General features: G+C 68.7%; 13 protein-coding genes and 1 tRNA gene. 11 read left to right on the top strand and 3 right to left on the bottom strand.

Annotated features, from left to right (window positions below; translation table 11 throughout):
* Positions 1-26: 26 nt before the first annotated feature.
* The 7 genes from ilvN to truA all read left to right on the top strand — a co-directional run bounded on the left by ilvN (position 27) and on the right by truA (position 7,118).
* Complete coding sequence (ilvN, locus tag KF840_15325; protein ID MBX3026279.1) at positions 27-545, top strand: acetolactate synthase small subunit; 519 nt, start codon at positions 27-29, stop codon at positions 543-545.
* 2 nt (positions 546-547) lie between these two features.
* On the top strand, positions 548-1,564 hold the full coding sequence (gene ilvC / locus KF840_15320; protein ID MBX3026278.1) for a ketol-acid reductoisomerase: 1,017 nt from the start codon (positions 548-550) through the stop codon (positions 1,562-1,564).
* A 96-nt stretch (positions 1,565-1,660) separates the two neighbouring features.
* Entirely contained in the window at positions 1,661-2,419 is a 759-nt protein-coding gene (gene pssA / locus KF840_15315; protein ID MBX3026277.1) for a CDP-diacylglycerol--serine O-phosphatidyltransferase, read from the top strand.
* A gap of 259 nt (positions 2,420-2,678) precedes the next feature.
* Entirely contained in the window at positions 2,679-4,229 is a 1,551-nt protein-coding gene (locus KF840_15310; GenBank protein ID MBX3026276.1) for a 2-isopropylmalate synthase, read from the top strand.
* A 12-nt stretch (positions 4,230-4,241) separates the two neighbouring features.
* A complete protein-coding gene (gene leuB / locus KF840_15305; GenBank protein ID MBX3026275.1) occupies positions 4,242-5,345 on the top strand; it encodes a 3-isopropylmalate dehydrogenase in 1,104 nt (367 codons plus the stop codon).
* Positions 5,342-6,343, top strand: a complete 1,002-nt coding sequence (locus KF840_15300; GenBank protein ID MBX3026274.1) for an aspartate-semialdehyde dehydrogenase — start codon at positions 5,342-5,344, stop codon at positions 6,341-6,343. The genes leuB and KF840_15300 overlap by 4 nt, the downstream gene beginning before the upstream one ends.
* A 25-nt stretch (positions 6,344-6,368) precedes the next feature.
* Positions 6,369-7,118 carry a tRNA pseudouridine(38-40) synthase TruA gene (gene truA, locus KF840_15295; GenBank protein MBX3026273.1) on the top strand — a complete coding sequence of 250 codons (750 nt, stop codon included), beginning with the start codon at positions 6,369-6,371 and terminating at the stop codon, positions 7,116-7,118.
* Here the strand turns inward: truA and KF840_15290 are convergent.
* The 3 genes from KF840_15290 to KF840_15280 form a co-directional block, all read right to left on the bottom strand.
* The gene (locus tag KF840_15290) at positions 7,108-8,007 is read right to left on the bottom strand and encodes a hypothetical protein (protein MBX3026272.1); all 900 of its coding nucleotides are present in this window, start codon (positions 8,005-8,007) and stop codon (positions 7,108-7,110) included. The two genes, truA and KF840_15290, sit on opposite strands and share 11 nt — an antisense overlap.
* 100 nt (positions 8,008-8,107) lie before the next feature.
* Positions 8,108-9,787: a DNA repair protein RecN gene (gene recN, locus KF840_15285; GenBank protein MBX3026271.1), complete on the bottom strand. Its 1,680-nt coding sequence runs from the start codon at positions 9,785-9,787 to the stop codon at positions 8,108-8,110.
* A 32-nt stretch (positions 9,788-9,819) separates the two neighbouring features.
* Positions 9,820-10,668, bottom strand: a complete 849-nt coding sequence (locus tag KF840_15280; protein ID MBX3026270.1) for an NAD(+)/NADH kinase — start codon at positions 10,666-10,668, stop codon at positions 9,820-9,822.
* Between the two features lie 66 nt (positions 10,669-10,734).
* Here KF840_15280 and KF840_15275 point away from each other — a divergent pair, with 66 nt between their 5' ends.
* The 4 genes from KF840_15275 (at position 10,735) to KF840_15260 (ending at position 16,335) form a co-directional block, all read left to right on the top strand.
* Complete coding sequence (locus KF840_15275; GenBank protein ID MBX3026269.1) at positions 10,735-12,090, top strand: replication-associated recombination protein A; 1,356 nt, start codon at positions 10,735-10,737, stop codon at positions 12,088-12,090.
* 69 nt (positions 12,091-12,159) lie between these two features.
* Positions 12,160-12,232: transfer RNA gene (locus KF840_15270), tRNA-Ala, on the top strand.
* A gap of 372 nt (positions 12,233-12,604) precedes the next feature.
* Positions 12,605-15,343: a PD40 domain-containing protein gene (locus tag KF840_15265; GenBank protein MBX3026268.1), complete on the top strand. Its 2,739-nt coding sequence runs from the start codon at positions 12,605-12,607 to the stop codon at positions 15,341-15,343.
* A 50-nt stretch (positions 15,344-15,393) separates the two neighbouring features.
* Positions 15,394-16,335 (top strand): hypothetical protein, encoded by a 942-nt coding sequence (locus KF840_15260; protein ID MBX3026267.1) that lies wholly within the window; start codon positions 15,394-15,396, stop codon positions 16,333-16,335.
* The last annotated feature ends 15 nt before the right edge of the window (positions 16,336-16,350 follow it).

Genomic DNA, 16,350 nt, shown 5'->3' with positions numbered 1-16,350 from the left:
GCTCGGTGCGGCAGAGTGACCCGTTCATGCGTCACACCATATCGATCCTCGTCGAGAACGAGTTCGGCGTTCTTTCCCGTATCTCGGGGCTCTTCAGCGGCCGCGGGTTCAACATCGAGAGCCTGACCGTGGCGGAGACGCTCGATCCGCAGGTGTCCCGCATCACGCTGGTGACGCGCGGCGATGACCAGGTGGTGGCGCAGATCAACAAGCAATTGAACAAACTGGTGAGCGTGATCGAGGTACACGACTTCAACGAAGTCAGCCACGTCGAGCGCGAGCTGGCGCTGATCAAGGTCACCGCCGACGCGCAGACGCGGGCGGAGGTGATGCACATCGTCGACATCTTCCGCGGCAACGTCATCGACGTCAGCCCGCAGTCGTACCTCATCGAAGTGACCGGAACCGAAGACAAGATTGCCGCCCTGTTGGAGCTCCTCAAGCCACTCGGCATCAAGGAGATCGCCCGCACGGGAAAGGTCGCCATGCATCGCGGCATGCAGTTGATGCGGGGGGCGCGCGGCACGAAGGAGCGAGTGGCATGAGTCTGAAGATCTATTACGACCGCGACGCCGACCTGGCGCCGCTCAAGGGCAAGACGGTCGCCGTCATCGGCTATGGCAGCCAGGGGCACGCCCATGCCAACAACCTGCGCGACAGCGGCATCAACGTCATCATCGGCCTGCGCAAGGGCGGCGGTTCGTGGCCCAAGGCCGAAGCCGCGGGCTTCAAGGTCCTGGAACCGAGCGCCGCGGCCAAGGCGGCCGACGTCGTGATGATGCTGGTGCCCGACGAGCTCGGCGCCGAGCTGTATCAGAACGAGATCGCCGACGGGATGACCGACGGCAAGTATCTGGCGTTCGCGCACGGGTTCAACATCCACTTCAAGGGCATCGTGCCTTCGCCGACGCTGAACGTGTTCATGGTGGCGCCGAAGGGTCCCGGCCACCTGGTACGGAGCGAGTTCCAGAAGGGTCGCGGCGTGCCGTGCCTGCTCGCGATCCACCAGGATCCGAGCGGCAACACGCGCGAGATCGGTCTCGCCTATGCCAAGGCGATCGGCGGTACCCGCGCCGCCGTGCTCGAGACGACCTTCAAGGAGGAAACGGAGACCGATCTCTTCGGCGAGCAGTCGGTGCTCTGTGGCGGCCTGACCGAGCTGATCCGCGCCGGCTTCGAGACGCTGACCGAGGCGGGCTACAGCCCGGAGATGGCGTACTTCGAGTGCCTCCACGAGGTGAAGCTGATCGTCGACCTGATCTACGAGGGCGGCATCGCCAACATGCGCTACTCGATCAGCAACACCGCCGAGTATGGCGACATGACCCGCGGCAAGCGGATCATCGGGCCGGAAGCGCGTCAGGCGATGAAGGAGATCCTCGCCGAGATCCAGAGCGGCAAGTTCGCCCAGGAGTGGATGACCGAATATCGCGTCGGGATGCCGCACTTCCGCGAGCTGCGGAAGGAAGCCGAGCACCATCCGGTCGAAGAGGTGGGAGCGAAGTTGCGCGGCATGATGCCGTGGCTGGCCTCGGATCGATTGGTCGACCGTTCGAAGAACTGAGCCGTGGCGACGACTCCGGCCAGCCCGCAGCGGGATCCCGGCGCCGACGGCGGATCGACGCCGTCGCTCGAACGCCAACCGGCGCGCCTGGTCGACGTGCCGCTGCGCAAGGGCGTCTACATCCTGCCCAACCTCATTACCACGGCGGGACTGTTCAGCGGCTTCTACTCGGTGATCGCGAGCCTGCGCGGCGATTTCCTGATCGCCGCCATCGCCATCATGGCGGCGAACGTGTTCGACGCGCTCGACGGCCGCATCGCGCGTCTGACCAAGACGACGTCGCGCTTCGGCATCGAGTACGACTCGCTCTGCGATCTGGTCGCCTTCGGCGTCGCCCCGGGCATCCTCGTCTACCGCTGGGGGCTCGAGCCCTGGGGCACCTTCGGCTGGCTCGCCGCTTCGCTCTACGTGACCGCCGGCGCGCTGCGCCTGGCGCGCTTCAATGTTCTCGTCGACACCGGCCAGAAGCGCTACTTCACCGGCCTGCCGATCCCCGCCGCCGCGGAGGTCATCGCCTCGACGGTGATGCTGTACTACTTCTTCGGCGCCGAAGGCGCGACCTACCGGCACCTCATCGTCCTCCTCATGGTCTATGGCCTGGCGGGCCTGATGGTGAGCAACGTCCGCTATTTCAGCTTCAAGGAGATCGACCTCTACCACCGGCAGCCGTTCTGGGTGTTGATCGCCGGGATCCTGATCCTGAAGCTGCTGATCGCCGAGCCCCAGGTCTGCCTCTTCGCCGGGTTCTTCCTCTACGCCATCTCCGGCCCGGCGCGTTCGCTGTTCATCTCGGTCCGCCGCCTGCTGCGCCGCGCCGCGAAACGCCACCTTGACAGCGCGGCAGCGCTGCTCTAGCGTCAGCGCGCCATGATCGTCGGTTCGCCCTCCCGGATGCTAGCGCTGGCGCTACGACTACGCCCCGGGCTCGGTGCGCCTGCGATTCGCTGACGCGAGAAGACGAACGGCGCCACGGGTAGGGGAACCGCCTGTGGTTCATTGACGGGAGCACTGTGGGCCATGGGCGGGACGCCCGTGGCCCTTTTTGTTGCTCCGCCGCACCGGCGGAGCATCGGTCCGATCCCCAGGACCCTGTACGGTGAAGAAGGGGACGACGATGTCGACGCAACGAGTACAGATTTTCGATACGACCCTGCGCGATGGCGAACAGTCGCCGGGCGCGACGATGAACGTGGAGGAGAAGATCGTCATCGCGCGCCAGCTCGAGAAGCTGGGGGTCGACGTCATCGAGGCCGGGTTCGCCGCCGCGTCGAGCGGCGACGCCGACGCGGTCGCGCGCGTGGCGGAGGCGGTGAGCACGCCGGTGGTGCTGAGTCTGGCGCGCACCAAGCGGGCCGACATCGAGGCGGCGCTGCGCAGCGTCGAGAAGGCGAGGCATCCCGGCATTCACATCTTCATCGCCACCTCGGAGCTCCACCTCGCCCGCAAGTTGATGATGAGCCACCAGGAGGTGATCGACGCCGCGTGCTGGGCGCTGTCCATGGCCAAGGAGCACGTCGGCCACGTCGAGTTCTCGGCCGAGGACGCCTCGCGTAGCGATCCCGACTACCTCGTCCAGGTGTTCGGCGAAGCGATCAAGGCCGGCGCCATCGTGCTGAACGTCCCGGACACCACTGGTTACGCGGTGCCGCAGGAGTTCGGACAGCTCTTCGCCGACCTCATCGCGCGCACGCCAGGCGGCGATCGCGTCACCTGGAGCGCGCACTGCCACAATGATCTCGGCATGGCGGTCGCCAACTCGCTCGCGGCCGTGCGCAACGGCGCGCGCCAGATCGAGTGCACGATCAACGGCATCGGCGAGCGCGCCGGCAACACCTCGCTGGAAGAGGTGGTGATGGCGATCCGGACCCGCCGCGACGTCTTCGGCGCCGTCGACGTCGGCGTCCGCACCGAGCAGATCTACCCCTCCAGCCGGTTGCTCTCGCAGATCACCGGCATCCCGGTGCCGATCAACAAGCCGATCGTCGGCGACAACGCCTTCGCCCACGAAGCCGGCATACACCAGGACGGGGTGCTCAAGGACAAGCAGACCTACGAAATCATGCGGCCGGAGACGGTCGGCCTCACGAGCAACAAGCTGGTGCTCGGCAAGCACTCCGGTCGACACGCCTTCGCGCAGCGGCTGCAGGAGCTCGGAGTGGATTTCGGCGGCGTCGACATGAACGCGGCCTTCACCCGCTTCAAGGCGCTCGCTGATCGCAAGAAGCACGTCTATGACGAGGACCTGATCGCGCTGGTCGCCGAGACCGGGGTGCGCGTCGCCGATCGCTACGAGCTGCTCGATCTGAGCGTTACCTCATCGACCAGTGCCGCGCCGACCGCACGCGTCCAGATGCGCGTCGATGGCGTCACGCGGGAGGAGTCGGCAACCGGCGACGGCATGGTCGATGCGTGCTTCCAGGCGATCAGCCGCCTCGTCGGCCGCCATCCGCTGTTGGAGCGCTATCAGGTGAGCGCGATCACCGCCGATACCGACGCGCAAGGCGAGGCGTCGTGCTCGGTCCGCGACGACCAGTTCACCGCCAGCGGGCAGGGCGTCCACACCGACATCATCATGGCCAGCGCGCTCGCGTACGTGAACGCATTGAACAAGCTCGACTACCGGCACCGCCACCACCAGCGGGCGCAGGCGACCGTCGGGCCGTGAGGAGCACGATCCATGGCGGCAGCCACCATCGTCGTATGTCCCGGTGACGGCATCGGACCCGAGGTGACGCGCGAGGCGCGCGCCGTCCTCGAGCTCTGCGCGCAGCGCTTCGACCTCCAGCTCCGCTTCGAGGAGGCGGTGATCGGCGGCGCCGCCATCGACCGCGATGGCACTGCGCTTCCCGCGGTCAGCTTCGAGCGAGCGCAGCGCAGCGATGCGGTGCTGCTCGGCGCCGTCGGCGGACCGAAGTGGGACAATCCGCAGAGCACGGTGCGGCCCGAGCAGGCGCTGCTCGGGCTGCGCCGCGGCCTGGAGCTGTTCGCCAACCTGCGGCCGATCGTCGCCCACCCGGCGCTGCTCGCGGCCGCGCCGCTCAAACGCGAGCTGGTCGAGGGGGTCGACATCATGTTCGTCCGCGAGCTGACCGGCGGCGTCTACTTCGGCCGGCCGAGCGAGCGCCGGACCGGACCCAAGGGGCGGCACGCGGTCGACACGGTGGTGTACGACGAGGTCGAAGTCGCGCGGGTCGCCCGCCTCGCGTTCCAGCTCGCCGCGCCGCGGCGCAAGAAGGTGACGCAGGTGGACAAGGCCAATATCCTCGCCACCTCGCGCCTGTGGCGGGAGGTGACGCACGAGATCGCCAGGGAGTACCCCGACGTCGCCTGCGACGACGTGTTGGTCGATGCCATGTCGATGCACCTGCTGCGCCGGCCGCGCGACTTCGACGTCGTCGTCACCGAGAACATGTTTGGCGACATTCTCACCGACGAGGCTTCGGTGCTGACCGGCTCGCTCGGCATGCTGCCGTCCGCGTCGTTGGGCGACGCCCGCAACAGCCTCGGCCACCGCCGGGGACTGTACGAGCCAATTCACGGCAGCGCCCCGGATATCGCGGGGAAGGACCTCGCCAATCCGCTTGGCGCCATCCTCTCGGCGGCGATGCTGTGCGAGCACTCGCTGGGGCAACCGGCGCCCGCCCGCGCCATCGAGGCGGCGGTCTCCGCAGTCATCGACCGCGGCCTGCGCACCGCCGATGTCCGTCAGGACGGCTGCGAGGTCGTGGGCTGCCGCGCCATGGGCGACGCCGTGCGTGCGGCGTTGGCGCGCGCGGCATGAGCGGAATCGTCGTCGCCATCGTCGGCGCCGCCAGCGAGGTCGGGCGCGAGATTCCGATCGTCCTCGGCGAGCGCGGTCTGGAGCTCGCCGACCTGCGCCTCTACGACACGACCAACGAGGCCGAGGAGGCGGACGAGGGAGTCTTCTCCGTCCCGCCGCAGTCGCCGGACAGCATCGACTTCGAAGGCGTGGACCTCGCCTTCCTCTGTGGACCGCCGACCGAGGCGCGCGCTCTGGCCGAATGCGCCGTCGAGGGGGGCGCGCTGGTCGTCGACCTCACCGCGGCGCTGGCGGATGGCGACGTGCCGCTGGTCGTGCCCGAGGTGAACGCCGACGTCGTCGCCGACGGCATCGGTCGGGGCGTCTACGCTTGCCCGACGCCCGGCGCGACGGCGCTGGCGGTGGTGCTCAAGCCGTTCGACGAGGCCGCCGAGCTGCGCCGGGTCGCGGTGACCGGCTTCGAGCCGGCGTCGATGGCGGGGACGCCCGGCGTCGACGAACTGGCGCGACAGTCGCGGGAGCTGCTCACCGGCGCGTCAACCGAAGCCGTCGTATTCTCGCACCGCGCCGCCTTCAACCTGATCCCGCATGTCGGCGATGCGACCATCGGTGGTCGCACCCAGGCCGAGTGGGACATCGAGCGCCAGGCACGTCAGGTGCTCGGCCATGCCGACCTGCCGCTCGTCGTCACCTGCGTCCAGGTGCCGACATTCTACGGGCAGGCGTACTCCGTGCAGGTGGAGACCGAGCGCCGGCTCGATCTGGACGCCGCCCGCGCCCTGCTCCGTCGTGCGCCAGGCGTGCTGCTGGCGGATGACCCCAGCGCGCCGACGCTCGCCGACGTCGTCGGCTCCGACGCGACCCATGTCGGCCGTCTGCGCGAGGATCCCACCGTCCCGCACGGCTTCGTCCTCTGGGTGGTCATCGACGGCCTGCGCAAGGGCGGGGCGACGAACGCGGTGCAGATCGCCGAGCTGGCGCTGCGGGCGCGGGGGTGAGGCGCGGCCGGCAGCCGTTGCCGCCATGCAGTACCGCCTGATCGTCGAGTACGACGGCACCGATTTCCACGGCTGGCAGCTCCAGCCCGGGGCGCGCACCGTGCAAGGCGAGCTGGAGGCGGCGGTCGAGCGCCTGTTCGGCGTGCCGCGTCGCATCAGCGCGGCCGGTCGGACCGATGCCGGCGTGCACGCCGCCGGGCAGGTGGTCTGCGTGCCGGCGGCCCGCACGATGCCAGCCGAGGTGGTGCGGCGTGCCCTGAACGCGCTGACCGGTCCCGACCTGGCGGTTCGCGAGGTCGAGTGCGTCGGCGATGACTTCGACCCACGCCGGCACGCGGCCAGCCGTCGCTACCTCTATCGCATCTGGAATCGGCGCGCCGCGTCGCCCTTCTGGCGCCGCTATAGCTGGCACGTGCCGCGCGGCCTCGATGGCGGCGCGATGCGCGCCGCGGCCGAGCAGTTGATCGGCGAGCACGACTTCACGTCGTTCCAGGGCGCGGGATGCGATGCAGAGCACGCCCGGCGCCGGGTGATGCGCAGCGCGCTCACCGCCGACGGCGCGCTACTGGTCTACGAAATCGAAGCGACCGCGTTTCTGCGCCACATGGTGCGCAACATCATCGGCACGTTGGTCGAGATCGGTCTCGGCCAGCGCGCCGCCGAGCTGCGGCCGTTGCTCGCCGCCCGCGATCGCACCCAAGCCGGCGTGACCGCGCCGGCGGCCGGACTGTGTCTGGTCGAGGTGCGCTACGGCCGCGAACCGCTCACATCGTGAAGACGAGGCCGATGCCGATGCCCCACGCGATGGCGTCGGTGGTTAGGTGCGCGAGTCCCTCGGGGCGGATGATCACGTTGTCGAACAAGTTGATGTCGAGCCCGGGGTAGACGGCGATGTCGTTGAAGGTCGACCCGATGTCGTTGAACAGCCGGCCCGTGATCTCGGTGCGGATCGCGAAGTACTGGTTGCCGCGCAGGATGTTCTGCAGGCTCCAATTGAACACCTGCGGCTGGTCCCCGGTGTTCAGGAGGAATCCGAGGTGGCCGCCGAGGGCGACGCGCCCGGAGGTGTAGCGGGTGGAAACGAAGGGATTGAGGCCGAGATCGCCCGAGCCGAGGAGCTCGCTCGACGGGCCGCTCGGAATGCTCATCTCCACGCCCAGACCACCCGCCCAGTGATCGGCCAGCGCCATCTTGTACTTGCCGTAGAGCACCAGGTCGCCGACGTTGGCGTCTTCCTGCGGGCGCTTGCTCGCGAACGAGATCTGCTGCTGCATCACGAAGGGCAGGTTGCCGCCGACCTCCCATGACTCGATGCCGTAGGCGCCGATCAGGTTGAAGGTGCCGCCGTCGATGCTGGTGACGTTCGAGCCCTGTTTCTGGGCGAACGGTCGCACCGGGTAGCCGTTCAGACCGAGCGTTGGGCCCTCGACGTTCTTGGTCGGGTCGGTGACGTCGGGCTGCTTGATCGCCTGGTCGTTGTTGAGCTTCATGGCCTGCAACTCGATCCAGAAGTGTCCATCGCCGACCACCGCCGCCTCGCGGTTGAAGTTCGACCACATGCGGTCGTTGTCGGTGACCTCGTTACTCCTCTGGGCCAGCGCCGTGGCCGCACTGATCGCGAGTCCGACAGCGACCAGCGCCGCGCTGCGAAATGCACCCTTCATCGCCCCCTCCTTCCGAACCAGGTCCCCCCCTGGCCCAAACCACTGGATGGAATGCCCCAAGCCGGCTGGGCGCGGGTTTAGGCAGCGCTCCGCCGGCCTGTCAAGGTTCGGAGCCTGCCGTCGCGCGCCGCGCCTCGGCGAGCAAGCGCTTGGCGTAGCGCTCGGCCTCCGCGGGGGCGGCGGTGCCGCCCAGCATGCGCGACACCTCGGCGATACGCTGCGTTGCATCGAGCGCGCGGGCGTGGGTGAAGACGCGTCCCGCCCGCTGCTGCTTTTCGACCGCCACGTGCTGGTCGGCGTACGCGGCGATCTGCGCCAGGTGGGTGATGCACAGGAGCTGGCGGGACTGGGCCAGGGCCTTGAGGCGCCGCGCCACCGCCAACGCCACGCTGCCACCGATGCCCGCGTCGACCTCGTCGAAGATCAGGATCGGCATCTCGCCGGCGGTCGCGGCCAACGCCTTCAACGCCAGCATGATGCGCGACAGCTCGCCTCCAGAGGCGACCCGCGCGAGCGGTTTCGGCGGCTCTCCAGGGTTGGCGCCGAGGAGAAACTCGATGCGATCGATGCCCTCGGCGGTGAGCACGCCGTCGTCCGCGTCCTGCGCGACGCCGAACCGCGCGCCATTCATGCCGAGGGCGGCCAGCTCGCTGCCCATTCGCGCTTCGAGCTGGCGCGCCGCCGTCCGCCGCGCGTCGCTCAGCCGGCGCGCGACGGCCAGCGCCTCGGTCCGCCGCTCGGCTTGGCGCGCCGTCGCGGCGGCGCTGTCCGCGGCCACCGACTCCAGCGATGCCAGATCGCGTTCGACCGCGGTCAGCGCCTCGGCCAGCGCATCGGCGGGCACGCCGTACTTGCGCGACAGCCGCTGCAGGAGCACCAGCCGCTCCTCGATCGCCTCCAAGCGAGCGGGATCGCGGTCGAGCCGTTCGGCGACGCCGCGCATCTGCAGCGCCGCTTCCTCGAGCTGAACACGAGCGTTGTCGACCAGGGCGGCGACCTCGCCGAGCGCTGGCACCACGCCGCACAAGTCCGCCATCTGCTGCTGGAGGCGGGTGAGGGTGCCGACCATCGCACCCTTGCCCGCATAGAGCAGGGCCTCGCCCTCGCGGCAGGTCGTCTCGATCCGTTCCGCGTGGCGCAGGAGCTCGCGCTCCTGCCGCAGCGCCCCCTCCTCCCCGGCGCGGGGCGCCGCGGCCGACAGCTCGCGTTGTTGGTACTCGAGCAGGTCGCGGCGTTGCGCGACCTCGGTGGCGCGGCGGGCGTGGTCGTCGCACTCGCGTCGCGCCTCGGCATAGCGCGCGAAGGCGGCCGCGACCTCGGCGCGCGGTGCGCCGAGATCGGCAAAGCGATCGAGCAGCTCCAAATGGCTGGCGGGTCGCAGCAGCACCGCCTGCTCGTGCTGGCCGTAGATATGCACCAGATGCTCCCCCAGTTGCGTGAGCAGGCCGAGGGTGGCGGGCGCGCCGTTGACGTAGACGCGGCCCTTGCCGGTGCGCGTCAGGTGCCGACGGACCAGGACCTCGCCGTCATCGCCGAGGTTCAATGCCTCGCGGAGCGTATCCGGGAGCTCGCACTCGAACAGACCCTCCACCACCGCCTCGTCCGCGTCGGCCCGGATGAGATCAGCGGAGCCGCGGGTGCCGCACAGCAGGGCAAGCGACTGCAGCAGGATGCTCTTGCCGGCGCCGGTCTCGCCGCTGATGACGTTCAGCCCCGGGCCGAAGGTGAGGGCGACCTCGTCGATGATCGCCACTTCGCGGATGCGCAGCTCGCGCAGCATCGATCGTCAGGCCTGCGACCGCGGCGCCGCGGTCACCGCTCGCCCCAGCGGAGCTTGTTGCGCAGGACGCTGAAGTAGCTCCGTTGGGCCGGGCGGACCAGCGACACGACGGTGGCGCTCTTGCGGATCTCGACCGTCTCCCGATCGGCGAGCGAGAATCCAGCCTGGCCGTCCAGCGTCACCTCGACGGGGTGGTCGGGGGAGCGGACCGTCACCGTCACCCGCGCCGAGCCCGGCAGCACCATGGGCCGATTGGTCAACGTGTGTGGGCAGATGGGCGATAGCACGACGACATCGAGCGACGGGTAGATGATCGGTCCTCCGGCGGAGAGCGAGTAGGCGGTCGAGCCGGTCGGCGTGGCGACGATCAGTCCGTCGGCCTTGTAGGTGCAGACGGCCTCGCCGTCGACGGCGGTCTCGAGGTCGACGATCCGCGCCAGGGCTCCTCCCTTGCTCAGCACCACGTCGTTGAGCGCGCGGTGGACGCATGCGTCGTGCGGCGTACGGACCTCGAGCATCATGCGTGCATCCATGGGTACGCGCCCGGCGAGGGCGTCGGCGAGGACCGGGAAGACCTCCTCGGTCGTCACGGCGGTGAGAAAGCCGAGGCCCCCGAGATTGACGCCCAGGATCGGCACCGGTCGGTCGTGCACGTGGCGGGCGACGCTGAGCAGGGTACCGTCGCCGCCCAGCACCACGACGAGATCGGCGGCGGCGACGAGATCGGCCGCCGGCAGGCCGGGCGGGCATCCGAGCCCGTCCGCGGCCTCGGTTTCGGCGAGCGGCGTGATGCCCTGCTCGCGCAACCAGACCGCCAGATGTCGCCCGAGCTCGAGAGCCTGCGCGCGGCCCCGCTTGACGACGATGCCGACCTGGCGCACGTGGGCGTTCTACCACAGGGTCGCGCGTGCCAGCTAGCCGCGCGTCGGCGTGCTAGGCTGTTTCCAATGCCTCGGGCCACCGACACCCAGCCGTCACTGTTCGGCACACCGTCGGCGGCGTCTGGCGCGCCCGTCGCCGACGCCCCGTTGGCGGAGCGCATGCGGCCGACCACGCTGGCGGAGTTCGTCGGGCAGACGCATCTGGTGGGCGATCAGCGCCTGCTGCGCGACATGATCGAAGGCCAGCGGTTGCATTCCCTCATCCTCTGGGGACCGCCGGGCACGGGGAAGACCTCGCTGGCGCGGTTGATCGCCCGCAGCACGGATGCGCACTTCATCGCCTTCTCGGCGGTGCTGTCAGGCGTCAAGGAGCTGCGGGCCGTCGTGGAGGAGGCGCGGCGCATCCGCCAGCATCAGGGGCGCCGGGCGATCCTCTTCGTCGACGAGATCCACCGCTTCAACAAAGCGCAGCAGGACGCCTTTCTTCCCCATGTCGAGGACGGCACGATCGTGCTCATCGGGGCGACCACCGAGAACCCATCGTTCGAGATCATCGCGCCACTGCTGTCGCGCGCCTCGGTCCTCGTGCTGCAGCCGCTCGCCGCCGATGACCTGCGCATCATCCTCCGCCGCGCCACTACCGACACCGAGCGCGGGCTGGGCGGGCGCGGCCTGCAGGTCGAGGACGACGCCATCGAGGCGCTGGTGCAGTTGGCGCAGGGCGATGCGCGGGCGGCGCTCAATATCCTGGAGACGGCGGCGGATCTGTTGGGCCTGCGACATCGCTCGACGATGACCGCGGCGGACATCGAGGAGGCCGCCCAACGGCGCGCGCTGCGCTACGACAAGGGAGGCGACGAGCACTACAACGTCGCGTCAGCGTTCATCAAAAGCCTGCGCGGCAGCGATCCTGACGCGGCACTCTACTGGATGCTGCGCATGCTCGAGGCAGGGGACGACCCCCTGTTCGTGGCTCGCCGCATGGTGATCTTCGCCGCCGAGGACATCGGCCTGGCCGACCCCTGGGCCCTGGCGCTGGCCACCGCGGCCAAGGAAGCGGTCGAATTCGTCGGCCTTCCCGAAGGCAGGATTCCGCTCGCCGAGGCGGTGGTCTATCTCGCCACCGCCCCGAAATCGAACACCGCGTACGCCGCTATGTTGGCGGCGGCGGACGACGTCCGAGACCGCGGTCCGCTACCGGTACCGCTGCACCTGCGCAACGCCCCGACCCGACTGATGCGCGACCTCGGCTATGGGAAGGGCTACGAGTACGCGCACGCCCAGCCCGACCATGCGGTCGGTCACCACCACCTCCCGGATGAGCTCCGCGACCGCCGCTACTACGAACCGGGCGACAATGCCGTCGAGCGGGCGATCGCCGAGCGCCTCGCCGCCATCGGGCGGCGTCGCCACGGCGGCTGAGCGCGCGAGGCTTCCTTGCGGGAGGCCGAGAATTTCGGTACACGCAGGCGATCCGCGTTCGCGACAGGCGGGGCTGTAGCTCAGTTGGGAGAGCGCCTGAATGGCATTCAGGAGGTCGGCGGTTCGACTCCGCTCAGCTCCACTTGCTCCTTTCCATCGTCCGTAGGGAACTCTCCCGCAGTCCGCAGGCGCAATCGCCAAGTGCCTGCATTGCAACAATCTTCATCGCCTTGGCTGCATTCGTGGCCGGCGCGCGCAAAATCTTGACTTTGTGGTTGAACCTTCTATCCTGCCTCCTGCGTTGATGTCACCTCGACGAACCTGGAACAGGAGCGCGTGAGCGACCCAGCCAAGAGATCGCTTCGCCGGTGTTGCCGGCGAAAGCCAAGATTGCACCTCTCTTCGTCGCCCCCGGCGACTCGGAGAAGAAGCGAATAATTCGGCGGACCAACTGGGCGTCGCACGGTAGGGGACCTAGCGTTGACCGGCGGCGATGGACCTTGGGGAGGAACGAATGAACGCCCGATTCAAACTGGTCACTCTGGCGCTGGGCGGAACCGTGGCGACCATTGCCCTGTTGGCTCTGACGGAGCGATCGGCGAAGACCCAGACCACGAATCCCTATCCCCCAGTCGAGCTCGTCAGCCAGAAACCCGATGGCGGCGCGGCCAATGGCAACAGCAATGGCGCGATCGCCAATGCTGACGGTCGGTGTGTGGCGTTCTACTCCGACGCGACCAATCTCGTTCCGCTCGACAACAACGGTTACCAGGACGTCTTCGTCTACGATCGTGACACGCACCGAACCACGTTGGTCAGCGTCGGCGCCAATGGCGAGCCAGCCAACGGACCGAGCCAGTTGCAGAAGTTCCGCCCGGCGATCGATGGCGGCTGTACGACCGTCGCGTTCAGCTCGGACGCCACGAACCTGGTTCCCGGTGATACCAACCGCAAGACCGACATCTATGCGCGGGACCTGGGCGCCGGAACGAACCGCCTGGTGAGTATCGGGCTGGGCGGTGTGCCGGCCGATGGCGCGAGCTCATTCCCCAGCATGGCGGGCGACAACGGGCTGATCGCATTCCAGTCGGTGGCGACCAATCTGGTGGAAAACGATACCAATCGCGCCTCGGACATCTTCGTGGCCGAGCCGAGCGGCGCGATAACGCGGGTCAGTGTCGGACCGGGCGGCGCGCAGGCCAACGGATCCAGCATCACGCCGTCGATCAGCGCCGACGGTCGCTGCGTCGCGTTCGCGTCGACGGCGACCAACCTGCTGCCAGGAAAGCCGGACACCAACGGGGTGCCCGACATCTACGTGGAATGCGATGGCGTGGTCACCTGCCGCGCCAGTGTCAGCAGCACGGGCGTGGAGCCCGACCAGATGAGCTTTCTCCCGGCGTTGAACGCCGACGGCACGATCGTCGCCTTCAAGTCCAACGCCACGAATCTCGTGGCGGGGGACCTGAACCAATCGGCGGACGTGTTCGTGCACAATTGCCTGACCGGAGAGACGCAGCGCGTCAGCATCGGCGACCAGGGTCAGGAGGGCAACGATATCGCGATCCCACCGTCGATCAGCGGTGACGGTCGCTTCGTCGCCTTTGGGTCGTTCGCCAGCAACCTGCTGCAGGGCCAGTCGACTGGCGGCTACTCACAGGTCTACGTTCGCGACCTGCTGCGGCAGACGACGGTGCTGGTCAGCTCCAGCCTCGACGGGCAGCCGGCAAATGGCAGCGTGCCCGACCTACCGCCCAGCATCACCCAGGACGGCGGCTTCGTCGCCTTCGACTCGCTGGCGACAGACTTGGTCGCCCGGAGGACGCAGGGCTATCTGAACGCCTACATCCGCGCCAACGTGACGGTGGCGCCGTCGGCGACGAAGACGAACACGCCACGGCCGACGCCTACCCCGACCAAGCCCGTGCCCTGCACGCGCGACACCGACTGTCCCGTGGGACAGGTGTGTGGTCCGGACGATATCTGCGTCACCGCGCCGACGCCGACGCCGACCATCCGCTGCGACAACGACGACCAGTGCCCGCCGGGCCTGTTCTGCGTCAACAATGTCTGCCGCGATCTGTCGACGCCGACGGTGACGCCCACGCCGCTGCCAACCTGCGTCACCGACGACGACTGCCCGGAGGGGACGGAGTGCAAGGCCTTCGTCTGCGTTCCACCGCGCCCGTGCGAGAGCCAACTCGAATGCCGCGGCATCCGCGAAGCATGCCTCAACGGATTTTGCGAGTGCGGCGGCGACTGCAACACCGACGGGATCGTCTTCGGCAGCGAGATCACGAAGATGGTCTGCATCATCGGCGGCCAGTGCAACATCAGCATCTGTCCGGCCGGTGACATCAACCAAGACGGTGCGGTCACCGCCGGCGACGTGACGCTGGCGGTCGACAACCTCGGCCTCGGCTGTCCGGGCGAGGGCTCGCCGCTGATCTACGCCCTCGACCGCACGACCGAGACCCGGACCCTGCGGGTCGGCAACATCCAGGGTATTCCGGGTCAGTACATCAACATCGCGATCGCGATGGAGGGTGGCGATGATGTGACCACGGCGCAGGTCGACATCCTCTTCGACAAATCCCAGCTCGACGTGCCGATCAACGAGCCGGCCTGCACGCTCGATCCGCGCATGCTCGACGAAGGTTCGTTCGAAGCGGAGGTGAGGTTGCCGCAGGTGCCGGCCAACCCGCCGGGCATGGGCCGTCTGCGCGTCGCGGTGATCGACAAGATGCCGCCCATCGACAGCTTCGGTCCCGGGCCGGTGTTCCAATGCCGATTCCGCATTCAGCCTGGCGCCGCGCCGGGGAGCGGGCAGTTGACGTACGACACGCAGCGCCTCGAGATCGCCGATCCGGGCGCCAATCCGTTCAACGCCCAGGTCGCTGGCGGAACGATCGAGATCAATGAGCGTCCGCGCTGCGTCAGCGACGACATGTGCCCCGACGGGACTGAGTGCAAGGGCAACGAATGTCGACCGATCATCGTCTGCGACGGCCCGATGGCCGGTCCCGGTCAGTGCCTGGATGATCGGCAGGCGTGCGTGAACGATCGGTGCGAGTGCGTGGGGGACTGCAACCTCGATGGCCGCGTCCGCGCCAATGAGGTCACCATCATGGTGAACATCATCAACGGTGAGGCGCCGCTGTCTGCGTGCCCGGCCGCCGATTTCGCCGGCGACGGGGTACGAGCCAACGACATCACGATCGCCATCAACAACATCAACCTCGGCTGTCCGTGAGGGCAGTCGAGGTGCGTTGGCGGAGCGTCGCGACGGGGAAGGAGACAGAGATGCGCAGGAGCAAGAGCGCCCAGGCGCTTGGATTGATGGTGGCTGCTGCAACTGTGGTGGCGATGGCCGGACCGCCCGCCCGCGCCGGCATCATCGAGCCGGAGCTGTCGATCGATGGGGGCACTGGGGTTCCAGGCGGCACGGTGGCCGTCACGCTGTCGCTGGCGGACGACGTCGCTGATGTCGGCGTCAGTGCCGGCATCGACCTGCGCTTCGGCGCTGAGTCGTTGGAATTCTTCGAGCCGGTGGCGGAGAACTGCGCCGTCGCCGAGCGTATCAGCGAGACGCACGGCGTGGCCGGACGACTTCTGGATGTCGATGTGCTGAACATCGAGGTCTTCGTGGCCGGGGCTCCGAACCCTCCGCCGCCGCTTGGCAACGGCGAGATCGTGACCTGTGAGTTCCGCGTCAAGGACGGGGTGCCGGCGGGCACCGTCGCGCTCGAGATCGAGTCGCCGTTCCTGGGTGACGCCGACGGCGCGCAGATTCCGGTGCGCATCCGCAACGGCAGCGTGCGGATCATTTCCGAGCCGCCCACCCGGACGCCGACCGCCACCGCAACGCCGGTATCGACGAACACGCCGACGGCCAGCGCGACGCTGACGCGCACCACGGGGGCGACGGCGACCGCGACGGCCACAGTCACCGGCACTTCGGGGGCCACCAACACCGCGACCGCGACCCCGACGGTGACGAATACGCGTTCCCCCGTGACCTCGACCGCCACCGCAACCGCGACGCAGACGTCGGTGACGCCGCACACGCCGACGGCGACCGCCACCGCGACCCGCACCGGGGCGACGCCGACGGCGACGAAGAAGAAGAGCAGCGGCGGCGGCGGCTGCAACGTCGTGCCGACGGATCCGGCTGCGTCACCGGAGGCTGCCGCACTGCTGCTGCTGCCGGCCCTGCTGCTGTGGGTGCGGCGGCGCGGTCACTAGACACTCCGCACGCCG

The sequence above is a fragment of the bacterium genome (assembly GCA_019637795.1).
In the GTDB taxonomy this organism is placed as follows: domain Bacteria; phylum Desulfobacterota; class Binatia; order HRBIN30; family CADEER01; genus JAHBUY01.
Note: the sequence above shows the minus strand (reverse complement) of the source record. Positions and strands in the feature narration are given on the sequence as shown.

Excerpts from the sequence above, each read along its gene's own strand:
- ilvN (MBX3026279.1), top strand. The coding sequence starts at position 27 with ATGCGTCACACCATATCGATCCTCGTCGAGAACGAGTTCGGCGTTCTT.
- KF840_15310 (MBX3026276.1), top strand. The coding sequence starts at position 2,679 with ATGTCGACGCAACGAGTACAGATTTTCGATACGACCCTGCGCGATGGC.
- leuB (MBX3026275.1), top strand. The coding sequence starts at position 4,242 with ATGGCGGCAGCCACCATCGTCGTATGTCCCGGTGACGGCATCGGACCC.
- KF840_15300 (MBX3026274.1), top strand. The coding sequence starts at position 5,342 with ATGAGCGGAATCGTCGTCGCCATCGTCGGCGCCGCCAGCGAGGTCGGG.
- truA (MBX3026273.1), top strand. The coding sequence starts at position 6,369 with ATGCAGTACCGCCTGATCGTCGAGTACGACGGCACCGATTTCCACGGC.
- KF840_15290 (MBX3026272.1), bottom strand. The coding sequence starts at position 8,007 with ATGAAGGGTGCATTTCGCAGCGCGGCGCTGGTCGCTGTCGGACTCGCG.
- recN (MBX3026271.1), bottom strand. The coding sequence starts at position 9,787 with ATGCTGCGCGAGCTGCGCATCCGCGAAGTGGCGATCATCGACGAGGTC.
- KF840_15275 (MBX3026269.1), top strand. The coding sequence starts at position 10,735 with ATGCCTCGGGCCACCGACACCCAGCCGTCACTGTTCGGCACACCGTCG.
- KF840_15265 (MBX3026268.1), top strand. The coding sequence starts at position 12,605 with ATGAACGCCCGATTCAAACTGGTCACTCTGGCGCTGGGCGGAACCGTG.
- KF840_15260 (MBX3026267.1), top strand. The coding sequence starts at position 15,394 with ATGCGCAGGAGCAAGAGCGCCCAGGCGCTTGGATTGATGGTGGCTGCT.